Consider the following 19,943-nt stretch of genomic DNA (forward strand, 5'->3'; position numbering starts at 1 on the left):
ATGGCCTGATATTCAGGTCATCATGTGGGTGTGGTTCGGCTGGTCATCGTTCCGTCAAAAATGTTATGCTGGAGCAAGTACAGCATGCCGCGCTGATGCTGAATGAAATAATTAGGGGGATGGAATTATGCCTGTACACAGCCTGAAGGAATGGAATGACCTTGCCGCCGGCCTGAGGCCGAAAGGGCAGTTGCTGATCGATGGCCGATTTGAAGACGCTGCTTCGGGCAAGACGTTTGCCAGCATCAACCCGGCAACAGGTGAGGTGATTGCCGATGTGGCCGAAGGCGATACTGCTGATATCGACCGCGCGGTTATTTCGGCCCGGAACGCGTTTGAAAGCGGGCGGTGGTCCGAAGAGACGCCGATGAACCGCAAGGCGGTGCTGCTCCGGCTGGCTGAACTGATCCGTTCCAGCCTTGATGAGCTGGCCCTGCTTGACAGTATCGACATGGGCAAGCCGGTGGAAGATGCGGCGGCGATCGATGTGCCTGGCTCGGCCCTCTTCTTTCAGTGGTATGCCGAAGCCATCGACAAGATCTATGACGAGGTTGCTCCCACCGGCCCTGGTGATCTCGCGCTCATCACCCGCGAGCCGCTCGGGGTGATCGGTGCGGTGGTGCCGTGGAATTTTCCGCTTGATATGGCAACCTGGAAAGCATCGGCGGCGCTGGCTGCGGGGAATTCCATCGTGCTGAAACCGGCAGAACAGTCACCCCTGTCGGCGTTGCGGCTTGCTGAACTCGCCTTGGAAGCCGGGTTGCCGGAAGGGGTGTTCAATGTTGTTCCCGGATATGGGGAAACCGCAGGGCAGGCGCTCGGGCTTCATCCTGATGTGGATTGCCTCGCGTTCACGGGCTCAACCCCGGTGGGCAAACTGTTCCAGCAATATGCGGGCCAGTCGAACATGAAGCAGGTCTGGCTTGAAACCGGCGGCAAGAGCCCGAATCTGGTTTTTGAAGATTGCGCTGATCTGGATGCGACAGCGGATATGGCCGCGCTGGGCATTTTCTTCAATCAGGGGGAGGTCTGCTCCGCCAATTCACGTCTTCTGGTCGAACGATCGATCCATGCCGAATTTGTCAAGAAGATCAAGGAGCGTGCCAAATCCTATCAGCCGGGCAACCCGCTTGACCCCTCCTCGCGGATGGGCGCGATTGTAAGCCAGGAGCAGCATGAACGGATTGTCAGCATGATCGAGCTTGGCAAAAAAGACGCGGACTGCATCATCGGCGGAAACGCGGTCAAGATCGACAATCGCGGTCTCTATATCGAGCCGACCATCTTTGACAATGTGGCGCCGCGCGCAGATATCGCCCGGGATGAGATTTTCGGCCCCGTGCTCTCGGTCATTCCGTTTGACAGCGAAGAGGAAGCCGTGTCGATTGCCAACGATACGATATATGGCCTTGCGGCGTCTCTCTGGACGGGGAATCTGTCCCGCGCGCACCGGGTATCACGCCAGTTGAGGGCCGGAACGGTTTCGGTCAACACCGTTGATGCGCTCAGCCCGATGACGCCTTTTGGCGGGTTCAAGCAGTCCGGTATCGGCCGTGATCTGTCATTGCACGCGCTGGATAAATACACCGCACTCAAGACAACCTGGATCAAGTATTAGGCAGGTGGAAAAATCAAGCCAGCATTTTGGCATTTGCTCAACTGAACGTAGTATGAGGGTGAAAACCTGATCACGGATTTACCTGATCCGGGGGCCCTTCGTCTGATAAATGGAGTAACACATGACCCCTGATCTTGTTGTCCTTAATGGCCGCCTCCTTACCTTTGACAAAGCCCGGCCAGCGGCTTCCGCCCTGGCGGTACAGGGCGGGAAGATCATCGCCGTCGGAACGACAACCGATATTCGTGAGATGGCGGGGCCGGATACACGAATCATCGATGCTTTGGGCAGCACCGTTCTGCCTGGGTTCATTGACAGCCATGTGCATCTCTTTGGCGGGTCGGTTGAGCTGGATTATCTTGATCTCTATGGTGTTCAGGGTATGGATATGCTTGCTGAAAAGGTGCAGGCCTGGTCGAACGCCTGCCCGGAGGACAAGATCCTCTTTGCCATTCAGGCTGATTACAACATCATCTCCCCGGGGCATCAGACCACCCGTCATGATCTCGACAAGGTCATGCCGCACCGGCCCTTCGCGATGTTCGCGGCAGATCACCATACCATCTGGGCCAATACCAGGGCGCTTGAACTTGCGGGAATCCTCCATGGCGGCGAAGTGGACAAGGGGGCGGAGATCGTCATGGCGGCGGATGGCACGGCGAAAGGCGAGCTGCGTGAGCCCGGCGCCTATGCCCCGGTATTGAAACTGACGCGCTATGGCGGCCGGGACATGATCGGGCTGGTTACGGGCCGTAACCCGGAGCCGCCGGCAAACATGACAGAACGCGCCCTTGATGCCGACGCCATCGCCCGGGGGCTTAAACATTGTGCAAGTCATGGCATTACCGGGCTACACAACATGGACGGGAATATCTACACGCTTGAGTTGCTCAAGACGCTGGAAGACCGCGGTGAGCTGCTCTGCCGCACGGAAGTTCCTTTCCATTACAAAAGTTTCGACAGTCTTGATCGGTTCGCCGAGGCTGAGGCCATGCGGCGTGATTTCACTGGCGACTGGGTCTGGTGCAATCGCGTCAAGATGTTTGTTGATGGCGTAGTTGAAAGCTCAACGGCACTGATGCTGGAGCCATATCCAGGCCTTGAGACCATTGGCGATGCGGTCTTTGAGAGAGATCATTTCATGGAAGCTTGCGTCAGGGCCGATGCGCTCGGGTTCCAGATATCGGTCCATGCGATCGGTGATCTTGCCATCCGCCAGACGCTTGATGCCTATGAGCTCGCCCGGAAAACAAATGGCGCGCGGGACAGTCGTCACCGGGTTGAGCATATCGAAGTTCTCCATCCCGATGATCTGATGCGTTTTGTTGAACTGGGTGTCGTGGCGTCGATCCAGCCCGGCCATGCGCCGTTTGGTGTTTATTTCGGCTCGGATACCATCAACCGGATGCTGCATCCGCATCAGATACCAACGGCATTTGCCTGGCGTGATATCCGCAATACCGGCGCAAAGGTGATCTTTTCAACCGACTGGCCGGTCATCCCGGTCGATGTGATGCCGAATGTGAAATCCGCGGTTGCTCCGAAAAAACTTGCGCCGCCCTGGCGTGATCAGGCCCAGACACTGCATGAGACACTTGAAAGCTATACAGCAGGCAATGCCTGGGTTGAGTTCAACGAAACCCGCAAGGGCCAGCTCAAGACCGGGATGATGGCGGATATTGTCGTCATGTCTCATGATCTGGATGCCATGGATCCCGGGGATCTGGACAAGGCAGGCGCGCAGATCACCATCTGTGATGGCCGGATAACCTGGGAAGCCTGAACAGATTCCGGGTCAGTATTTCTTGCGTGTGAACAGGAAGAATACCGTCACGACGAGAAGTGAAATTGCCAGCAGAATGCTTGAAATGGCATTGATTTCCGGGGTGATGGTGCGCCGAAGCTGCCCCAGCATATAGGTGGGCAAAGTATCCTGGCCCGGGGTTTTCACAAACTCGGTAATGATCACATCATCAAGGGAAATGACGAAGGCAAGCATGGCACCTGCCATTATTCCCGGCCAGAGCAAGGGCAGGGTAACCCGGCGAAACACCATGGAGGGCCGGGCATAGAGATCGCTTGCGGCGGTTTCAAGGCTGAGGTTCATGCCATCAAGCCTTGCCTTGATCGGCAGATAGGCAAAAGGAATACAGAAAGCGGCATGCGCTGCGATCAGATACCCGAGGCCGAAATAGTTGGTGAAATTCTTGATAATGGCGAAGAAAATCAGCAAGGCGACCGCGGTGACGATTTCAGGCACCATCAGGGGCTGGTTGATCAGGATGAATATGATCTGCTGCCCTTTGAAGGGCTGGGTCCGTGTTGTGCCAAGCGCGGCCATGGTCGCCAGAAAAGTTGAAATGACGGAAGCACATATGGCAATGATGACCGAACGCATGGCGGCTTCCTGAACAAGCTGGTTCTCGCTTGCCTCGATATACCAGCGGAGCGAGAAACCTTCCCACAGCATGAGGTTGCTGCCAGCATTGAATGAATAGAACACCAGCAGCAGAATAGGTGCATAAAGAGCGAAAAAACAGATCAGCGCGATCTGCTTGAAGCCAAACTGATAAGTGACCGAAAACTCTTTGTTCATATTCAACCCGTCAGGCATTTTTGTTTTCCGATTTCTGGATGATCCGGACATAGACAATCAGGGCAATCATCACGATAAACAACATCGTCACCGCAAGTGCCGCGCCAAGTGGCCAGTTTTTCCCCTGACCAAACTGCAGTTCAATGAGGTTGCCGATCATCATTCTTTTGCCGCCCCCCAGAATTCTCGGGGTCACATAAGCCCCGAGCGACGGGACGAAAACAAGGATGGATCCGGCGATGATGCCGGGCTTGATGATCGGCAGGATGATTTTGCGAAGCACCTTGATGCGGGTTGCATAGAGATCAAACCCGGCCTCAACAAACCTGAAATCGAAACGCTCCATGGAGGCATAGATCGGTAAAACCATCAGCGGCAGATAGACATAGGTCATGCCGATGAGGATGGCGAGGTCCGTGTAAAGCATCTTGATCGGCTCGGAAATGATTCCCATGCCGATCAGCGAGTTGTTGATTACACCTTTGTTGCGGACAAGTTCCAGTATGGCGAAAGTGCGGATCAGCAGGTTGGTCCAGAAAGGGATAGTTATCAGAAAGAGCCAGATATTCCGTGTTGTGGGCGGCCGGGTCGCAATATAATAGGCCGTTGGAAACCCGACAAACATGCAGATCAGGGTTGTCATGAAAGATAGCTGAACTGACCGCCAGAAAATGGAAAGATGGGCATCGGAGAGCGAAACCGTATCATCGAAAATATCCCGGGTGAACAACACCCGGAACCAGGCTTCGGTTGTGTATTCCCAAACAACTCCGCCATAGCTGCCCGCCGTCAGAAAGGAATAGATCAGGACAATCACGAGCGGGCCGGCAGCGGCGAACAGCAGCAACGCCAGCGCCGGCATCGACAACAGCCAGTTATTTGTCGTTTTTCTTCTGATCTCTTCGCGTTCGAGCGAGCTCAATTGCCGTGTCATGGATTTCAATCCTCGAGAATCTTGAGGGCATCTTCTTCAAGGAATATGCCCAGCTTGTCGCCGATCGCGGGATTGAAGCTGGAGTGTATCGTGTTTTGCGAACGCACGATGAACGGCTCGCCATTGTCAAGCTCAAGGTGGTAGTTGGTGTCGGTGCCGAAAAAGATCCTGTCGGTGAGTATGCCTGTAAGTGCCGCGCCATGGGTGGAGGTTTTGAGCTGTGTATGTTCCGGCCGGATAAAGACCATGGTTGTCGCCGCGCTCATCTTTTCTTCAGGCAACCCGACGGTAAAGCTCTTTTTTCTTCCTTCAAACCGGATCGTGGCCTGACGTTTCTTCTTGTCGACTTTGTTTATATTGGCCTCGACAAAATTGGACTCGCCAATAAAGTCGGCAACAAAGCGTTTCGTTGGCTTGTAATAAATTTCATCCGGCGAGCCAACTTGCAGAATATGCCCGTTATTCATCACCGCGATGCGGTCCGACATGGTCAGGGCTTCTTCCTGGTCGTGGGTGACAAAGATGAAGGTGATGCCGGTTTCAAGCTGAAGTCGTTTCAGTTCGATCTGCATGCCGCGGCGCAATTTGTAATCAAGTGCGGAAAGAGGTTCATCCAGAAGCAGGACATCGGGCTTTGGGGCCAGCGCACGGGCAAGGGCAACACGCTGCTGCTGGCCACCGGAAATCTGATCGGTGCGGCGGTCCCTGAGGTCCTGCATATGAACAAGGGCAAGCATCTCATTTACCGTCTGTTCGATTTCTTTCTTTGGCTTGTTCAGCATTTCAAGGCCAAAGCTGATATTCTCGGCAACGGTGAGGTGCGGAAACAGGGCGTAATTCTGAAATACCGTGTTGACCGAACGCTTGAAGGGGGGGAGATGGGTGATGTCTTTATCGTCGAGCAGTATCGTGCCAAATGTCGGGCTTTCAAATCCGGCAATAAGTCGAAGCAACGTGGTCTTGCCGCATCCTGAAGGGCCGAGAAGGGTGAAGAACTCATTACGCCGGATGTTTACAGATACATTATCAAGCGCCTTAACCACATTCGATTGCGGGCCAAAATATTTTCCAACACCTTCTACTTTAACAGCATTATCTGCCTCATGCGTTTTACTCATAAAAATGATTACCACTGATATCTAATGTTGCGTTTATCCACAAGTATTCACCCAAGACAGGGTGAATTCAAGTGCCAAGTGGTGTCAGGATGAGCTCTTTCCCAGGGCGCGGGCGATGGAGTGGATGGCGAGCTGGGTGTCGACTTTGAACGTGTCGTCAAGAAAATCCGGCCAGGTGGAAAGTTTGACCACCACCATGTCATAGGCAGGCGCAATATAGATCAGTTGGCCAAATACCCCAAGACACATGAAAGCTTCGGTGGTCTGATCCTCAATCCAGAACTGGTTGCGGTAGCAGCCATTGGGCAGAAGCCGGCGGCGCTCATCTGAAAACAGGCCATGGGGCCCGCGCCTGACATCGGTAATCCAGTCCGAAGGGATGATGCGTTCTCCCTGGCATATCCCGTCATCAAGATAGAGTTGGCCAAAACGTCCAAAATCCCTGAGGCCTCCGTTAAATCCTCCGCTTGCCAGGCCGTATCCTGCGGGATCAGTCGTGAAATACCCATCTTCTTCGGCACCCATTTTCTGCCATAACTCTCTGCTGACGAGTTCATGCAGCGGCATCCCCGAGACATGGATCATGATATGCGCCAGAAGATCGGTTTCAATGGACCGGTATAAAAACGCGCTGCCATGTTGAGTGTAGGTGTTCTTCAGCGTCAGGATCTGCTCCCACACCGTTTTCGGCCAGATGATATCGAGGCTTGCATCAGGCGGAATAGGGCGCCATCCGGATGCAACATCGGTCTTGCCAACATCTGAATCAAGGCGTGTATATTCTTCGCTATAATCTACGCCGGTTGTCATATCCAGAACATGCTGGAGCGTTGCATCCTTCCATGCGGTATGCTCAAGCACCGGAAGATAAGTCTGAACAAGCGCCGCTGGATCAAGCTCGCCGCGCCCGATCATGATGCCTGCAACTGTAGCGGTGATGGATTTCGACACCGACTGCATGAGATGCGGCGTCTCCGGTTTCATCCCGTTATGGTAACTCTCATGGATGATCTGCCCGTCGCACATGACAAGAAATGCGTCCGTGTAACTGTCATCCAGAAACCCACCGATGGTGCGTGTCTCACCACTGCTCGCGGTGAAGGAAACCTTGGTGATATCCTGTTCGGCTCGGGGCAGAGGCTGGCTCGGGGTGTTGCCGCGCCAGACTTGGGCTGTTGGCATAAACTCCCGGATGCGCTGAAAGCTCCAGCGGTTCCAGGGTGGCCGGTCCCATTCCATCCGCGGCATTCTGGCAAAGATCTCAGCCGCTGATCCTGCCAGAAGTGATGGGATGCGATCACTGTTTTTATATGATGCTGATATTGTAATATCTCACGTACCTGTAATAATAAAATTTTGAGCAACACATCTATATATGTCAACCCAGGATCGGTCAGCCGGTCCTTAACGCCTTTTGAGGAATTTCGCCATGGACGAGTTGTTTGAATGTGACGCAATGGAACTTGCTACAAGGATCAGGGCAGGTGATGTGACGCCGGAAGAAATGCTCAACGCAAGTCTCGCGCGTGCCGAGCGGCTCAATCCATCACTTCAGGCCATCGTTCATATCCAGAAGCAAAAAGCAACAGAGCTTATCGCCAGCACCTCGTTGGACGCTCCGTTATACGGGGTGCCGACGCTGCTCAAGGATCTGGGGGCTGAGGCAAAGGATTTTCCTTCACATAATGGCTCGAGGCTCTATCGGGACACGGTTTATTCGTACGACTCGTCGATCTATACAAGGATTCGTCAGGCCGGGCTTGTTCCTTTCGCTCGTGCCAATTCGCCTGAATTGGGCATTGGTCCTACCAGCGAGGCAGGGGTTTATGGTGAACCTACCCGCAACCCCTGGGATACAGGTCATACAAGTGGCGGCTCTTCGGGGGGCTCTGCTGCCGCGGTCGCGGCTGGTATCGTGCCCCTGGCACATGGCTCGGATGGGGGCGGTTCGGTGCGCATCCCGGCATCAAGTTGCGGGCTTGTCGGCTTCAAGCCTACCCGGGCACGGCTTCCTGATGGCCCGGGGGTCGGCGAAGGCTGGGCCGGGATGGCGATTGACGGGTTTCTGACAAGATCCTTGCGTGATACAGCCTTGATCCTTGATCAATGCTCAGGGGCTGATCTGGGTGCGCCGTATCATGCGCCGCCACTCAACGCCGGTTTCATGAAAGCTCTCGAAAACCCGCCGAAAGGGCTCCGGATTGCCATCCTTGAAACTGATTTCATGGGCAATCCCGTCGACGGGGAATGTGTTGAGGCTGTCCGGCGTACAGCAAAGATCCTTGAAGATCTGGGCCATCACGTTGATCCATGGGATTCAACCGTGGCAAAAGACGTCCGGGACATGATGCTTGCCTGGACAAGAATTGTCGCGGCAGGCACCCTTTTATCTGTCCGCGCGAAAAAACCGATTGATGAGCTGAAACCAGATGACGTTGATGGGGTGACCTATGGCGCGGTTCAGCTTGGCAGGGAGGTGAGCGGCGCAGATTATCTGCAATCCATCAATACCGTGCATGCCTTTGGCCGCAGGATGGCCGCCCTGTTTGAGGATTTCGATGTGCTGCTCAGCCCCACGCTGGCTGAACCACCGGCGCGGATTGGCCGTTTCAAGCCAGTGAATACGGATTTCATGGATTATCGCAACGGGCCGAACGGGGTATTTGCCTATTCGCCGTATACGGCTGTTTTCAATGCATCCGGCCAGCCTGCCATCTCGTTGCCCCTGCATTGGACAGGAGAGGATCTGCCTGTGGGGGTTCATTTTGCCGCAGCATTTGGCGAGGATGAGCTGCTGATGGGGCTCTCCCGGCAACTGGAACTGGCCATGCCATGGCAGAAGAAGCAGCTTTCGCTTATACGCCGCCTGCACTAACCGCCAGACAAAAAAATAGAGGCAAAGAAACCTTGCCTCTATTCATGATGTTTAAAGATCACGCTCTGTGGTGATCAGGCAGTTGGTTTACTTCTGCAACTCTGTCCAGATGGCCGAATACATTTCGGTAACTTCGGGTGAACATGTCTTTGAAAAGAAACCGTTGGGGATATGCTCTGCGGCAATCTCAACTTCAGGCGCACCTTTCATGTCGTCCGGCATGAAGGGCTCGGACCCTTTGATGCCGTTTGCGTAGCGCGCAAAAGCCGATGCCAGAGCGGCATTCTCCGGCTCCATCAGAAAGTTCTGGAAGAGCTTTGCGTTTTCGACATTCTTGGCATCTTTAAGAACAACCACCGCATCCATCCACATGGGATAGCCTTCTCTCGGATACCCGAAGCGGACATCGGCGTTCTTCTCCCGGGCGCGGAATGCCGCCCCGTTCCAGTAAAGTGAGGCACCCAGGTCACGGCCGGCAAATTTCTCGATGACACCATAGTCCATGGAGAGCCAATGCGGCTTGGCTTTGATCAGGACATCGCGCGCCTTTTTCAGGGCACCCTTGTCGCTGGTGCAGGGATCACCGCCTGTATATTTGAGCGCGGCGTCAATCAGATCTTTCATTTCAGGTGCAACATTGATCTTGCCGGAAAGGGCTTCTGGCGGGTCAAACACCATGGACCAGCTGTTGATATCACCATTATAAAGAGAGGTATCGACGATCACGCCGACCGTTCCCCACTGATACGGTACCGAATAGCGATGGCCGGGGTCCCATTCGGGACTCTTAAATTCATCGCGCACATTTTGATAATTGGACATTCCGCTGGGGTTTGTTTCCAGCAGCAGCCCTTCGCTGATCCAGATCGGCATGTAACTGGCCGACGGAACCGCCATATCAAAGCCATGGGCGCCGGCGCGAATCTTGGCAAGCGCCGTGTCGTTTGAGTCATAGTCGGTAATGGTGACTTTGACGTCGTAGGTTTCTTCAAACTTCTTGATCAGCTCCGGGCTGGTGTAGTTCCCCCAGTTGAAAATATTCAACTCTCCAGCGGCGTGAACATGTGTTGCTGAAAAAGCAAAAGCACCTGCCACAAGAGCCAAAAACCGTTTTTTGAACATAATCTCCTCCAGTGATGGGTGGCCCATCTTTCATTGTATTTAGTTCAGCTTAATTCAAATGAGCGCATATGTATATATGGATGAAATACACATGTTCCAAATCTTCCGGGCATATCGATCAGGTTTCGATGAAGTGAACACGTTCAAAACAGGCAACACTTGAACCTCTGTTGGATCACCGGATCAACAAAGAGGTTTTTGCCCCCGGTTTCTTGTGCCCCGATCTTTGCTACATAACCAGCCTTGTAATGAGGCTTCCCAGAATTGTTTTGATTTCTATTCTGACAGGTAAAATCTGATCATCGACAGCACCAAGAAAAACGATCACATCATCTTTTTTAGGGTCTTTTTTGCGCCAGCGAGATTTCAGGCGATGGCCGCCGGTCGGCTTGCTGACGACACCGCATTTCCAGACATTGCCGCTGAAAGCTGATGGACGATCGGCTTTGATATGGTCTTTCCCGAGATCATACAAGGTCAGTTGGCTGGTTCTAAGACCATCATAAATCTGATATGTGCCGCCGCATTTGTCGTCCCGGTCGATGGTAGCAAGCGATCTGAGCATGGCTGTTAGTGGATCAATCGAATTGGTAAGGAATTCATTTTCTATCGGGTGCACTTCATTGAGATCCAGTTCAGGGTTTCTGGTTGTGCTGATCATTTCTGCTGCTGCATTCCAGCGGGCATTAGCTTGTCTGGTTTTCCCTTTGCGCGAGCTCCGGATGTCGATCATTTCAGGGAAGAATTCATTATTCCTGATGGTGCCCTTTGCATAGGTTAATCCCCTGAATTTCCTGAAGGTTGAAAGCGCGCCCAGTGATCTGGCCTTGCCGGTCATTTCAAAGGAAGTTCGGGTGAAGATCCAGTTTGCTTCCATTTCTGCAATATCGAGATTGCCCCACTGAATTTGATATTTCACATCAAGTCTTCGCTCACCAGCGATGGCCGGATACGACAACCACATCACCAGCAGGGCTATAATCACCCCCCGAAAAGAAATGGATTTCAGTTGCTGATACATCTGAAACCTATATAGACCACGGCCATGTCTCTTGGTTTGGTGGCATTATAATCAGCTTTCATCTGGCGATCCCCATACCACCACGATCCCCCCATGGTGGCCTGATGGGTGTCATCGTCGATGGTTGCCCATTCCCAGACATTCGCCCCCATATCATAAAGACCGTTGACCCCTGCCGTTGTTGAGCCAGCCCTTGCGTGGCCATATCCGCGATCAAGGTGGATGGAATAATCCGTCTTATCATATGGATTTCCGGTCATGGAGCCGCAATCTGCAAGGCAATTCGCTCCTTCGGGGCTTTTTCCGGTCGGGTAGGGATAGGTTGTGCCTGCCTGAAAAGGCGCGGCAGGTTTCTCCCGCATCTCGGTATAGCCAAAGCGGATCCATTCATCGCGACTTGGCAGACGCTTGCCAAGCCACTGACAATAGGCCTGGGCTTCATCATAGGTTAGGTGAACGGCTGGCTCATCCGGATGACTTTGGACACCATAAGGTGTTTGCCAATTCCAGCCGGGCTTTGTGGTCCATCCATCTTCATAAACCATTCCGCCGGTCTTTTCCGCTTTGGTTATCTTGCCTGTAGCTTCGACATATCTTGAAAACTGGCCGATCGTGACTTCGGTTTTGTCCAAGGGGATTTCCTCGCTCCCCCATGCCGGTGAAGCCATCAGAACAACAACAAGAATGACCTTTGGATACATCATGATCCGCGATTGAAAACTGGATGAATTTATCCTGATGCTAGAATGCTGAAAAGCAATTGGCAATCGTCAGCTTATGACCTTGAAACCATCATGCAAATGATGGATACAGAGAAATGGGGATATCAAGTGGCGGGGGGTAGTCAACGCGATATTTCGCTTGAAAAAGTCAGGTATCTTCCAGCCTGTCATCACCTGGCGCCTCATCAAATCTTGGGTCAAGGATACGGTGGGCTTCGCCTTCGGGATCATCGTATTGATTATCCCTGACAGACCAGACAAAAGCGGCAAGCCCAAACAGGCCCAGCAACAGGGACAGAGGGATCAGCGTCAGAAGAACTGTCATCAGCCCGCCTCCCCGGATCCTTGTTGAGATGGAAATGCTCCGCGGGACCCAAGCCCCGGCCTTACGGCATTCAGCACCACGGTGATTGATGATGCGGACATGGCGATGGCCGCCAGCAGAGGTGTCGCCAATCCAGCAAAGGCCAGCGGCAGGGCAATCAGGTTGTAGAGCGCGGCGGCGCTGAAATTTTGGAGGATCCGCCGTCTGGCATTTTTGGCAACATCAAGCATATACGGGAGCGCCTTCAAATGCCCCCCAAGAAGGACGACATCCGCGGTGGCGCGCGCGGCATCAAGCGCCGATGCCGGCGCCACCGCTGCATCAGCCGTCGCCATGGCCCCTGTATCATTAAGCCCGTCGCCCACCATCAGTACCGATGCGCCACCAGCTTTCATCCTCTTGATGAAATCCTGCTTTTCCAAAGGTGTCATGCCTGCATGATGCGAGGTAAAGCCAAGCCGGGCAGCCATGGCAGACGCCGCGTGTTCATTATCGCCGGTCAGAAGGATGCGCGTGATCCCGGCTTCATCAAGTCGATCCAGCATGGCCGTGACATCGGGCCGGATTTCCTCGGCAAAATCCAGCCACCTGATCGCACCCCGGCCAATCCGGAACCCAAGACGTCGATCCCATGTATCCGTTTCCCTTTTGCCGCTGATCCATTCAGGCCGACCCAATTTGACAATTTTACCGTCAACCTTGGCCACCATGCCGCAACCCGGCACTTCGGTAATGGACGAAGGGTCAAGCCTCGCACCTCCGGCCGGAGGCAGGGCATCAGTAATGGCAATGGCAAGTGGATGCCTTGATGCAGAAGCCAATTCAAGGAGCAGGTCCCGTTCGGCATCCCCCCATCCATCAAGGCTTTCGGGCCTGAATTTGCCATTGGTCAAGGTGCCTGTCTTATCAAAGATCACCGTATCAATTTCAGCCAGCCGTTCCAGCGCTGATGCGTTTTTGAGCAAAACTCCATGGGCAAACAGCTGCCCGCTTGCCGCGGTAACCATCGCCGGCACCGCAAGCCCCAATGCACAGGGGCAGGTGATGATCAGCACTGCAATCGCAATCGTCAATGCATGATATGCATCGCCAGTTGCCCACATCCAGAAAGCGAAAGCTGCCAGCGCCAGTATATGCACAAGCGGGGCATAAATCGACGCGGCACGATCAGCAAGGGAACTGTAGCGGTGGCGGCCGCGTTCGGCTATGTCCACCAGATCGATAAACCGGCTTAGAAAACTGTCCTTGCTGGATTTTGTGACCCTGATCTCCAGCAGGCCATTCAGGCAGGTCTCCCCGGCAAAGACCTCTCTGCCCGGAGCAAGGGAAAGGGGCACGGCTTCGCCTGTCAACAGGGATCGGTCTACATCCGCCTTTCCCTTGATGATTACTCCATCGGCCGGTATACGCTCACCGGGCCGGGTAACGATCACCATGCCGGGGGCCAGGGCTGAAACGGCAATTTCAATGATCTTGCCGTCTTTCCTCTGATAAGCGATCGGCGTTTGCATTCGCACCAATTGGGCGGCGGCAGAACGGGCTTTCTGCCGGGCTTTGAGATCAAGGTAACGTCCTGCCAGCAGAAAGAAGGTAAGCGACAATGCCGCATCGAAATAGGCATGGGCACCTCCCGTCAGGGATTCATAAAGCGACATCATCGCGGCCAGCACAATGGCCAGTGAAATCGGTACATCCATATTGAGCCGGGCCGTCCGAAGGGCACGGAAGGCATTAGCCAGAAATGGCTGGGCAGAATAGACCAGTATAGGCAAGCTTATCAGCGCCGAGACCAGATGCAGGAACTGCCGGGTCGCTGCATCTGCTCCGGACCAGACCGAGACCGACAGAAGCATGACATTCATCATCCCGAAACCCGCCACGGCAAGCCTTTTCAGCATCGCATCCGCTGGCCCCGGGTTGTCAGCTTGCAGTTGCGCAGGATCAATGGCATCGGCGTCAAAACCAATGGCGGCCATGGCCTTGATCAGATCTGAGACAGCAATGTCATCCCTTGCCATTACCCGCAATTCCTTGCGCGACAAGTTCACCCGGGCCGAAGCAACCCCGGCAAGCGCGTTCATATGCTGTTCGATTTTCCCGATACAACCGGCGCAATGCATCGATGGCACATGAAGGATATGTGGTTGCAGCGGCGTCTCCCTGACCTCGTCCAAGGGTGGATATCCTGCCATGGTGGATGGCTTTGCCGTCATTGCACCACCACGGTATGACGCTCGGAAAACAGCGTGCCATCCTCGGCAATGGCGTCTATGAAAATCAACTTGTTGCCAGGTTCGAGTTCTATTGGTGCAACAAAATGATCATCATCCCGGCGTGGAATTATCACCTGATCGTCACGCGATGTTGTGGCGCTGCCGATACGAAGGGTTACATGTTGCGGAAATGCGGGCGAGGCGTCTTTGGCCATGAGGCTAAGCGTCACCATGTTTCGATTAACAATCAACCGGCTTTCCCAGCCCAATGCTTCCTGGGCCTTTCGCCTGGCGCCAAACTGCTGGCTGGCAATATAGGGGTTGGGAACGTCAAGCCCCGGGAAACTGCCTTGGGCGAAATAGGCCAGAGTCAGATTGGCTGAAATGACAACCCCGAAGGCTCCTGACATGATCAGAAAAAAATGCCAGCCGGAAAATTTTGCCTTCCCTTTATTCATCGCTTTTCTCCATTGAAGACACTTTTGACATGATATGTCCTGCCGCCATCTTTATCAGCGACCCAGAACGTTATGGGTGTGGTTGCAGTCAAGGCTGGCCGACTTTTTGGCTCTGCCAGGACATAAACACGTTGCAGATAGGTGCTGTCCGCCATCACGGTTACCGATGGTTGCAGCTTGTCGCCCAAAGACAGTTTCAGATCAGAAAATTCGCTGTCTATGCCAATGATAAACGACTTCACCTCCGGGGATTTGTTGCGAAGGCGCAGCTCGTAAATATTGCGGATCGTGCCATCGGCCAGCGTGACAAAGACCGGGTTGCGCACCGGTGCAACGCTGAATTCAAGATCAGACCGGATAAACAGCCCGTAGACAAGGGCAACACCGATGAGCGACCAGATCACGGTGTAGAGAATTGTCCGGGGACGGAAAATATGCCGCCAGGCCGGGCGGGGCTTTCCGCCGGCCCTTTCATTGGCTTCATCAGAAAGAGCCATGTAGTCGATCAGGCCGCGGGGCCTGCCAAGGCGCCTCATGACATCATCGCAGGCATCAATGCAAAGTGCACAGGTGATGCACTGCAACTGCTGCCCGTCGCGAATATCGATCCCCATGGGGCAGACATTGAAACAGGCATTGCAGTCAATACAGTCGCCATGGGCCTCAGCGTCCATCCGGCGTTGATGCCTGGCGCGGGGTTCACCTCGCCAGGAGCGATACCCGATGGTTAGCGTATCTTCATCCATCATCGCCGCCTGAATGCGCGGCCAGGGGCACATATAGGTGCAGACCTGTTCACGCATGAAACCACCAAAGACAAAAGTCGTGGCGGTGAGAACCCCGATGGAAGCCCAGGCAACAGGTGGCGCGGTTCCCGCCCAGAGCGATGCGGCCAGGCTAGGGGCATCGGCAAAATAGAACACCCAGGCGCCGCCGGTGAGCATGCCGATCAACAGCCATAGAGACCATTTGAAAAGGCGCTTGGCGATTTTGCCAGGATCCCATTTGCGGCTCCACAGGCGGATGCGGGCATTGCGGTCGCCATCAATCCAGCGTTCAACAAGAATGAACAGATCGGTCCAAACGGTCTGCGGGCAGGCATAGCCGCACCAGACCCGGCCCAATGCCGAGGTGAACAGGAAAAGCCCGATCCCGGCCATGATCAGGAGTCCGGCCACGAAGTAGAATTCATGCGGCCAGATTTCGATCCAGAACATGAAGAAGCGGCGACCAGCCAGATCCACCAGCACCGCCTGATCCGGCATATCCGGGCCGCGGTCAAACCTGATCCATGGTGTGAGGTAGTAAATCCCCAGCGTCACTCCCATGATCCACCATTTCAACGTGCGGAAGCGGCCTTTGACCCGGCGCGGGAAAACAGGTTCACGCGCCGCGTATAATGAGGGAGTTGAAACTTTCTGCGCCATGGCTGATGCGATCTACTCCCCACCACCAAGTTGATGGATGTAATAGGTAACCTGACGTATCTGTGCTTCGGTGAGACGATCCTGCCAGGCCGGCATCATTCCCTTGCGGCCATTGGTGATGGTTTCGGCCACAGCTTGCTGGCTTCTGCCATAAAGCCAGATCCTGTCGGTGAGGTTTGGCGCGCCCAATTCACGGTTGCCCCTGCCTTCCGGGCCGTGGCAATCGGCACAGTTTTCAGCAAAGACCCTGCTGCCGCTATTGACCAGCGATGGATTATGGGTGCTACCTGCAATAGAAAGGACATAATGCGTCACATCAGCGATTTCCGAGCGTTCAAGAATCTCGCCAAAGGCCGGCATTTCAGAAGCGCGGGTATCGTCGTCACCTTCCTGGCGAATGCCGTGACGGATCGTCAGGTGAATATCGCCAATGCTTCCGCCCCAAAGCCAATCGTCATCCAAGAGATTGGGGTAGCCTTTTGCCCCCGCCGCTCCAGCACCATGGCACTGGGCGCAAAACGTTTTGAAGACAGCCGCCCCTCCGGTTGCCGCGTAATGTGCCAGATCAGGCCTGGCGCCGATATCTTCAAGAGCGGTGGAGACAAGGGCCGTATCAAGCGGGGCATTGGCCTGTTTGAAAACATTGATGTCCTCTTCGAGCGAAGCGCGGGAATCATAGCCAATCAGCCCCTGGGTTGCCTGTTTCAGCAGGGGAAAGGCCGGATAGACCACCATATAGGCGAGCCCCCAGATGATGGTTGCGTAGAACGTCCATAGCCACCAGCGGGGAAGCGGGTTGTTGAATTCACGGATCCCGTCCCATGAATGGCCCGTTGTTTCGATTTCCTTTTCTTCATCGGGCGTTACCGTTTTTTTATCAGGGCTCATTTTCCGCCTCCATCCTTGCCGGAAGACATATCGGGTGCTTTTTCGTTGCGCAGGGGCAGGCGAGCTATTTCCGCATGAACCCTGGAACTGCCTGGCCGGAAGGTGAAGAGAACAACACCAAGGAATATCAGCACCATCAGCACCAGCCCCCAACTGTCAGCAAATGTACGAAGAAAATCATATTGAGACATGGTTCCGCCCTCCTACCGGGTTTTATCCGGAGCAAAGGTCGAAAAATCGACCAGCGTGCCGAGCATCTGCAGATACGCCACCAGCGCGTCCATTTCCGTGATGCGCGGATTGCCATCAAAATTGCGGATGGTCAGATTCTCATATCGCGATGCCAGCCCATCGGTATCCGCATCAGGGTCGAGCTGCGTGATGAGGTCCGCTTCGGCATTGGCGATCATTTGATCCGTATATGGCACCCCGACAAGACGGTGGGTTTCCAGCAATGCCTGGACGTTGCTGTAATCAAGGTCACGTTCCAGAAGGAAGGCGTATTTCGGCATGACACTTTCCGGCACCACCGATTGCGGGTCTTTCAGGTGGTCCACATGCCATTCATCGGAATACCGCCCCCCAACCCGCGCCAGATCCGGCCCGGTTCGCTTTGAGCCCCATTGGAATGGGTGATCATACATGGATTCCGCAGCCAGACTGTAATGGCCATACCGTTCAACTTCGTCACGAAGCGGGCGGATCATCTGGCTGTGGCAGGTGTAGCATCCTTCACGGATATAGATGTCGCGACCGGCCAGTTCCAGCGGTGTATACGGGCGCATGCCCCTGACCTTTTCAATGGTGTTTTCAAGGTAGAAGAGCGGAACAATTTCGATGATGCCGCCGATAATCACTGCAAGAAAACTGAAGATCAGCAGCAGTGTTGCGTTTTTTTCCAGTATCTTGTGCCGGTCGATAAGTGCCATCTTACTGCTCCTGAACGGTTGCTGGTTGAAGGGCGCCGGCCCTGGTTTTGCCGAGGCTTATGGTCTTCCAGAGGTTGACCACCATGATGCCCGCGCCCGCCAGATAGAGTATCCCGCCGAGACCGCGCACCAGATACATCGGGAATTTCGCGCTCACCGTATCGGCGAAGGAATTGACGAGAAAGCCCTGGGCATCCACTTCACGCCACATCAGCCCTTCCATGATGCCGGTCACCCACATCGAGGCGGCATAGAGAACAATGCCGATGGTGGCGAGCCAGAAATGCCAGCTGACGAGACGAAGTGAGTAAAGGCCTTCTTTCTGCCACAGGCGCGGCACCAGGAAATACAGCGCTGCAAAGGAAATCATCCCGTTCCAGCCCAATGCCCCCGAATGCACATGGCCGATTGTCCAGTCGGTGTAATGGCTGAGGGCGTTGACGGATTTGATGGACATCACCGGGCCTTCAAAAGTCGACATGCCATAGAAGCCGATGGATAGCACCATCATGCGCAGGACCGGATCCGTCCGCAATTTGTCCCAGGCTCCGGAAAGAGTCATCAGGCCGTTGATCATCCCGCCCCAGGATGGCATCCACAGCATGATGGAAAACACCATGCCCAAGGTTTGCGCCCAGTCCGGCAGGGCCGTGTAATGAAGATGATGCGGGCCTGCCCAGATATAGAGAAAGATCAATGCCCAGAAATGAATGATCGACAGTTTGTAACTATAGACCGGACGTTCGGCCTGTTTGGGAACGAAATAATACATCATGCCGAGAAAGCCGGCCGTCAGGAAAAACCCGACCGCGTTATGCCCGTACCACCATTGTGTAAGTGCATCCTGAACGCCGGCAAAAAGCTGCACGGATTTTGAACCAAAAAGCGAAACCGGCAGCGACAGGTTATTGACCAGATGCAGCATCGCCACGGTGATGATGAAACTGAGATAGAACCAGTTGGCGACATAGATATGTGGCTCACGGCGTTTCAGGATGGTGCCAAAAAACACCGCCAGATAGGCAACCCATACAATCGTGAGCCAAATATCGGTATACCATTCCGGCTCGGCGTATTCTTTGGACTGGGTCGCGCCAAGCAGATAGCCGGTCGCGGCCATCAGAATGAAGATCTGATATCCCCAGAAGACGAACCAGGCCAGATTGCCGCCCCAGAGTCGTGCAGCAGATGTGCGCTGCACCACATAGAACGACGTCATGATCAGCGCATTGCCGCCAAAGGCGAAGATCACCGCCGAGGTATGCAGTGGCCTGAGGCGGCCGAAGGTCGTATAGGGAAGATTGAGATTCAATTCGGGAAATGCAAGCTGAAAGGCGATATAGACACCTGCCGTGAACCCCACGATTCCCCAGAAAGTTGTGGCGATCGCACCGGCGCGGACAACATCATCCATATATTGTGCCGGGTCCGGCGCAACGTGTTCAGTCCCTGAAAAGATTTCTTTCAAAAGCCAGATTGCCGCCGCCCCAAACAAGATCGCCATGGCCACCTGATAGGGCAGATCTTCGGCCATTATCACGCCCGAGCCCAGCACCGCGACAGCAAATACCAACAGCAGATAAAAGATGTTTTTGCCCATTTGCCTTTCCCCCTGTTCAGCGCCGGGGTGCAGCGATGAGGCCACACATCTGCCCGGTCGGAACTCATTATGGGAAAATGGGCTGTCTTAAACCTTG

18 protein-coding genes are annotated in these 19,943 nt (G+C 54.3%); 3 read left to right on the forward strand and 15 right to left on the reverse strand.

All coding sequences use genetic code 11. The features are described 5' to 3' along the window. Nucleotides 1-127 precede the first annotated feature (127 nt). Nucleotides 128-1,618, forward strand: coding sequence for an aldehyde dehydrogenase (locus AB8880_00425; GenBank protein ID XDZ65894.1), 1,491 nt, complete (start codon nt 128-130; stop codon nt 1,616-1,618). Nucleotides 1,619-1,739: 121 nt separating this feature from the next. After that, nucleotides 1,740-3,401: an amidohydrolase gene (locus tag AB8880_00430; protein XDZ65895.1), complete on the forward strand. Its 1,662-nt coding sequence runs from the start codon at nt 1,740-1,742 to the stop codon at nt 3,399-3,401. 12 nt (nt 3,402-3,413) lie between these two features. Here AB8880_00430 and AB8880_00435 read toward each other — a convergent pair whose 3' ends face one another. The 4 genes from AB8880_00435 to AB8880_00450 all read right to left on the reverse strand — a co-directional run bounded on the left by AB8880_00435 (nt 3,414) and on the right by AB8880_00450 (nt 7,448). Next, the gene (locus AB8880_00435) at nt 3,414-4,214 is read right to left on the reverse strand and encodes an ABC transporter permease (GenBank protein XDZ67081.1); all 801 of its coding nucleotides are present in this window, start codon (nt 4,212-4,214) and stop codon (nt 3,414-3,416) included. Nucleotides 4,215-4,224: 10 nt separating this feature from the next. Beyond that, nucleotides 4,225-5,148: an ABC transporter permease gene (locus AB8880_00440; protein ID XDZ65896.1), complete on the reverse strand. Its 924-nt coding sequence runs from the start codon at nt 5,146-5,148 to the stop codon at nt 4,225-4,227. A gap of 5 nt (nt 5,149-5,153) precedes the next feature. Further along, the gene (locus AB8880_00445) at nt 5,154-6,266 is read right to left on the reverse strand and encodes an ABC transporter ATP-binding protein (GenBank protein ID XDZ65897.1); all 1,113 of its coding nucleotides are present in this window, start codon (nt 6,264-6,266) and stop codon (nt 5,154-5,156) included. Between the two features lie 84 nt (nt 6,267-6,350). Continuing rightward, nucleotides 6,351-7,448, reverse strand: coding sequence for a serine hydrolase domain-containing protein (locus tag AB8880_00450; protein ID XDZ65898.1), 1,098 nt, complete (start codon nt 7,446-7,448; stop codon nt 6,351-6,353). 247 nt (nt 7,449-7,695) lie between these two features. Between AB8880_00450 and AB8880_00455 the strand changes: the two genes are divergently transcribed. Next, nucleotides 7,696-9,141: an amidase gene (locus AB8880_00455; protein XDZ65899.1), complete on the forward strand. Its 1,446-nt coding sequence runs from the start codon at nt 7,696-7,698 to the stop codon at nt 9,139-9,141. Between the two features lie 87 nt (nt 9,142-9,228). On the opposite strand, the gene AB8880_00460 is transcribed toward AB8880_00455, so the two are convergent. The 11 genes from AB8880_00460 to ccoN all read right to left on the reverse strand — a co-directional run bounded on the left by AB8880_00460 (nt 9,229) and on the right by ccoN (nt 19,780). After that, nucleotides 9,229-10,263: an extracellular solute-binding protein gene (locus AB8880_00460; GenBank protein ID XDZ65900.1), complete on the reverse strand. Its 1,035-nt coding sequence runs from the start codon at nt 10,261-10,263 to the stop codon at nt 9,229-9,231. Nucleotides 10,264-10,492: 229 nt separating this feature from the next. Continuing rightward, nucleotides 10,493-11,284 (reverse strand): DUF3108 domain-containing protein, encoded by a 792-nt coding sequence (locus AB8880_00465; protein ID XDZ65901.1) that lies wholly within the window; start codon nt 11,282-11,284, stop codon nt 10,493-10,495. Next, the gene (locus AB8880_00470) at nt 11,269-11,988 is read right to left on the reverse strand and encodes a formylglycine-generating enzyme family protein (GenBank protein XDZ65902.1); all 720 of its coding nucleotides are present in this window, start codon (nt 11,986-11,988) and stop codon (nt 11,269-11,271) included. The genes AB8880_00465 and AB8880_00470 overlap by 16 nt, the downstream gene beginning before the upstream one ends. 166 nt (nt 11,989-12,154) lie before the next feature. Beyond that, the gene (ccoS, locus tag AB8880_00475) at nt 12,155-12,331 is read right to left on the reverse strand and encodes a cbb3-type cytochrome oxidase assembly protein CcoS (GenBank protein ID XDZ65903.1); all 177 of its coding nucleotides are present in this window, start codon (nt 12,329-12,331) and stop codon (nt 12,155-12,157) included. Then, on the reverse strand, nt 12,331-14,544 hold the full coding sequence (locus AB8880_00480) for a heavy metal translocating P-type ATPase (protein ID XDZ65904.1): 2,214 nt from the start codon (nt 14,542-14,544) through the stop codon (nt 12,331-12,333). Before AB8880_00480 ends, ccoS begins: the two co-directional genes overlap by 1 nt. Next, entirely contained in the window at nt 14,541-15,002 is a 462-nt protein-coding gene (locus tag AB8880_00485) for a FixH family protein (GenBank protein XDZ65905.1), read from the reverse strand. Before AB8880_00485 ends, AB8880_00480 begins: the two co-directional genes overlap by 4 nt. Next, entirely contained in the window at nt 14,999-16,429 is a 1,431-nt protein-coding gene (ccoG, locus tag AB8880_00490; GenBank protein ID XDZ65906.1) for a cytochrome c oxidase accessory protein CcoG, read from the reverse strand. Before ccoG ends, AB8880_00485 begins: the two co-directional genes overlap by 4 nt. A gap of 12 nt (nt 16,430-16,441) precedes the next feature. Beyond that, on the reverse strand, nt 16,442-17,317 hold the full coding sequence (gene ccoP, locus AB8880_00495; GenBank protein XDZ65907.1) for a cytochrome-c oxidase, cbb3-type subunit III: 876 nt from the start codon (nt 17,315-17,317) through the stop codon (nt 16,442-16,444). Continuing rightward, nucleotides 17,314-17,508, reverse strand: a complete 195-nt coding sequence (locus AB8880_00500) for a cbb3-type cytochrome c oxidase subunit 3 (GenBank protein XDZ65908.1) — start codon at nt 17,506-17,508, stop codon at nt 17,314-17,316. Before AB8880_00500 ends, ccoP begins: the two co-directional genes overlap by 4 nt. A gap of 12 nt (nt 17,509-17,520) precedes the next feature. Beyond that, nucleotides 17,521-18,246: a cytochrome-c oxidase, cbb3-type subunit II gene (gene ccoO, locus AB8880_00505; GenBank protein ID XDZ65909.1), complete on the reverse strand. Its 726-nt coding sequence runs from the start codon at nt 18,244-18,246 to the stop codon at nt 17,521-17,523. A 1-nt stretch (nt 18,247) separates the two neighbouring features. Next, a complete protein-coding gene (ccoN, locus tag AB8880_00510) occupies nt 18,248-19,780 on the reverse strand; it encodes a cytochrome-c oxidase, cbb3-type subunit I (GenBank protein ID XDZ67082.1) in 1,533 nt (510 codons plus the stop codon). Between the last annotated feature and the right edge of the window lie 163 nt (nt 19,781-19,943).

Source organism: Alphaproteobacteria bacterium LSUCC0684 (assembly GCA_041228335.1).
In the GTDB taxonomy this organism is placed as follows: Bacteria; Pseudomonadota; Alphaproteobacteria; order Puniceispirillales; family UBA1172.

What these genes read in the sequence shown, in the direction of transcription:
- AB8880_00460 (XDZ65900.1), bottom strand. Translation starts at nt 10,263, where the DNA reads ATGTTCAAAAAACGGTTTTTGGCTCTTGTGGCAGGTGCTTTTGCTTTT.
- AB8880_00485 (XDZ65905.1), bottom strand. Translation starts at nt 15,002, where the DNA reads ATGAATAAAGGGAAGGCAAAATTTTCCGGCTGGCATTTTTTTCTGATC.
- AB8880_00435 (XDZ67081.1), bottom strand. Translation starts at nt 4,214, where the DNA reads ATGAACAAAGAGTTTTCGGTCACTTATCAGTTTGGCTTCAAGCAGATC.
- ccoG (XDZ65906.1), bottom strand. Translation starts at nt 16,429, where the DNA reads ATGGCGCAGAAAGTTTCAACTCCCTCATTATACGCGGCGCGTGAACCT.
- AB8880_00450 (XDZ65898.1), bottom strand. Translation starts at nt 7,448, where the DNA reads ATGCCAACAGCCCAAGTCTGGCGCGGCAACACCCCGAGCCAGCCTCTG.
- ccoP (XDZ65907.1), bottom strand. Translation starts at nt 17,317, where the DNA reads ATGAGCCCTGATAAAAAAACGGTAACGCCCGATGAAGAAAAGGAAATC.
- ccoS (XDZ65903.1), bottom strand. Translation starts at nt 12,331, where the DNA reads ATGACAGTTCTTCTGACGCTGATCCCTCTGTCCCTGTTGCTGGGCCTG.
- AB8880_00455 (XDZ65899.1), top strand. Translation starts at nt 7,696, where the DNA reads ATGGACGAGTTGTTTGAATGTGACGCAATGGAACTTGCTACAAGGATC.
- ccoN (XDZ67082.1), bottom strand. Translation starts at nt 19,780, where the DNA reads ATGGCCGAAGATCTGCCCTATCAGGTGGCCATGGCGATCTTGTTTGGG.
- AB8880_00440 (XDZ65896.1), bottom strand. Translation starts at nt 5,148, where the DNA reads ATGACACGGCAATTGAGCTCGCTCGAACGCGAAGAGATCAGAAGAAAA.
- AB8880_00430 (XDZ65895.1), top strand. Translation starts at nt 1,740, where the DNA reads ATGACCCCTGATCTTGTTGTCCTTAATGGCCGCCTCCTTACCTTTGAC.
- ccoO (XDZ65909.1), bottom strand. Translation starts at nt 18,246, where the DNA reads ATGGCACTTATCGACCGGCACAAGATACTGGAAAAAAACGCAACACTG.
- AB8880_00425 (XDZ65894.1), top strand. Translation starts at nt 128, where the DNA reads ATGCCTGTACACAGCCTGAAGGAATGGAATGACCTTGCCGCCGGCCTG.
- AB8880_00470 (XDZ65902.1), bottom strand. Translation starts at nt 11,988, where the DNA reads ATGATGTATCCAAAGGTCATTCTTGTTGTTGTTCTGATGGCTTCACCG.
- AB8880_00445 (XDZ65897.1), bottom strand. Translation starts at nt 6,266, where the DNA reads ATGAGTAAAACGCATGAGGCAGATAATGCTGTTAAAGTAGAAGGTGTT.
- AB8880_00500 (XDZ65908.1), bottom strand. Translation starts at nt 17,508, where the DNA reads ATGTCTCAATATGATTTTCTTCGTACATTTGCTGACAGTTGGGGGCTG.
- AB8880_00480 (XDZ65904.1), bottom strand. Translation starts at nt 14,544, where the DNA reads ATGACGGCAAAGCCATCCACCATGGCAGGATATCCACCCTTGGACGAG.
- AB8880_00465 (XDZ65901.1), bottom strand. Translation starts at nt 11,284, where the DNA reads ATGTATCAGCAACTGAAATCCATTTCTTTTCGGGGGGTGATTATAGCC.